General features: G+C 31.0%; 2 protein-coding genes and 1 pseudogene. 2 read left to right on the forward strand and 1 reads right to left on the reverse strand.

Annotation, left to right across the window (positions count from 1 at the left end; genetic code table 11):
- Positions 1-245: 245 nt before the first annotated feature.
- Positions 246-1,193 carry a 4-hydroxy-3-methylbut-2-enyl diphosphate reductase gene (gene ispH / locus L8D11_RS05085; protein ID WP_236870586.1) on the reverse strand — a complete coding sequence of 316 codons (948 nt, stop codon included), beginning with the start codon at positions 1,191-1,193 and terminating at the stop codon, positions 246-248.
- 73 nt (positions 1,194-1,266) lie between these two features.
- Here ispH and L8D11_RS05090 point away from each other — a divergent pair, with 73 nt between their 5' ends.
- Together L8D11_RS05090 and L8D11_RS05095 are read left to right on the forward strand one after the other, a co-directional pair.
- Positions 1,267-1,686, forward strand: coding sequence for a 6-pyruvoyl trahydropterin synthase family protein (locus L8D11_RS05090; RefSeq protein ID WP_236870587.1), 420 nt, complete (start codon positions 1,267-1,269; stop codon positions 1,684-1,686).
- Between the two features lie 14 nt (positions 1,687-1,700).
- A pseudogene (locus tag L8D11_RS05095) lies at positions 1,701-1,955 on the forward strand (class II aldolase/adducin family protein); the annotation flags it as partial.
- Between the last annotated feature and the right edge of the window lie 122 nt (positions 1,956-2,077).

A 2,077-nucleotide genomic window follows, 5' to 3' on the forward strand; every position in this document is an offset into this window, starting at 1 on the left:
TGTGGCTAAGATCAGCAAATCGGCATGCAACATGCTAATTTAGCATAATATTTTGTTAACTTTCTTGAATTCCTATTATTCTATCAGCTTTTATACCAAACTTATCGTTCTTCTTTATATGAATCTAGTTTTTTAAATCCATTTATTGCATATCTTCCTTGCTTTGCATTTATGCAACGGCCTTACTTATTAATAAAAATCACTTAATTATTTTAATTTTGAATATGGAATTATACGCACCACTCCTACAGCTCTTTAGGAATTTTAAATTTTATATTTTCCTCTATACCGTCTAGATTGATAATTTTCACGTCTTTGATTTTTTTAATTTTTCTAATCAAATTTTCGACCAAAATCTCAGGAGCTGATGCCCCTGCAGTTATTCCTAAAATTTTAGTATTACCAAGTAAATTGAAAATTTCATCATCTTCTCCATTCAGTAAATACGCTTTCGTTCCAAAATTTTCTGCAATATCTCTTAATCTATTCGAATTTGAGCTGTTTTTTGCACCAATCACAAAAATAGTATCTGCAATCATAGCAAGTTTTTTTACTGCGTCCTGCCTATTTTGTGTGGCAAAGCATATATTACTAAGCTCTGGTCCTTTAATATTGGGGAATTTATCTTTCAGCCTATCAATTATGTTTTTAGTATCATCAACACTTAAGGTAGTTTGGGTAACATAAGAAATGCTATCCTCTGTTTCATATGGAACTTTTTCTACATCACCAATATTTTCAACAATAAAAACCTTTTGTTTAATCCTACCACTCGTGCCTTCAATCTCAGGGTGATTTTTATGTCCAATTAAAATGATATTGTCTCTCTCTTTTTCAAATTTTTGAGCTTGAAGATGCACTTTTTTAACAAGAGGACAAGTAGCATCAATAACTTTTAAATTCTTATATCTTGATTCATTTTCCACCTTTTCACTTACTCCGTGAGCAGAAAAAATTGTCACAGCACCCTCAGGTATCTCACTAATTTCTTCAATAAAAATTGCACCCTTTGCTCTAAGATTTTCAACAACATATTTATTATGCACTATCTCATGCCTCACATATACAGGAGCTCCGTATTTTAAGATCGCACGCTCTACAATTTCTACAGCTCTTTCAACGCCTGCACAAAATCCACGTGGATTTGCCAAAAAAATCTGAATCGGTGGTAGGTTTTTAGTGTTTTCGTGCATAATATTGTATTATGTTAATTACTTATGTATAATTCATAACTTAAACTACATATAAATAACAAGACTTTTAGTAATGAGATGTACACAAATTTTAGGCTTTGACTCTGCTCATAGAATTATCGGGCATGGCGGAAATTGTAAAATGCTTCACGGACATAGGTACACTCTAGAAGCAACATTTGAATCTAGTAAACTAAATAACTTGGGAATGGTAATTGATTTTAGCATCATTAAGCAAAAATTAACAAAGTGGCTAAATAATAATTGGGACCACAATGCCATACTAAATATAGCGGATAAGGATTTAGGTGAGAACATATCAAAAATTACTGGGCAAAAAATATTTTATTTAGATACTAATCCAACCGCAGAAAATATGGCTTATTTTTTGTTACATAATGTTTGTCCAATAATTTTCAAAGATGAGCACATTCAGTGCTCGCAAATAAAATTATATGAAGCACCAAATTGTTATGTAATAGTCAAAGTGTAATTAAATCTACCAATATGATTGATAAAACTATAAAAGAAAATTTAGCTTTGGCTTATAGGATTTTGGCTTATTTGAAAATGGATGACTTAACCTATACTCATCTTTCTGCACGAAGTAGTGATGGAAACAGCTTTTATATTTATCCATTTGGGATGTTATTTGCAGAAATAACATCTTCATCTCTTTTAGAAGTTGATTTTAACGGCACTATATTACATGGAAAAGAATATCAATATAACAAAACGGGATACATTATACATTCACTTATTAAGACCATTGCATAATAGGCAGAAAGAAACATATATGATAGAATGAAAAGATAAGTACATACGAAAGAGGAGGCAAAATGTCATTTTTAGTAAGAGAAGCAGAAGAACGTATAGAGAAGAGT

The sequence above is a fragment of the Candidatus Bandiella numerosa genome (assembly GCF_021811875.1).
Classification (GTDB): Bacteria; Pseudomonadota; Alphaproteobacteria; order Rickettsiales; family Midichloriaceae; genus Aquirickettsia; species Aquirickettsia numerosa_A.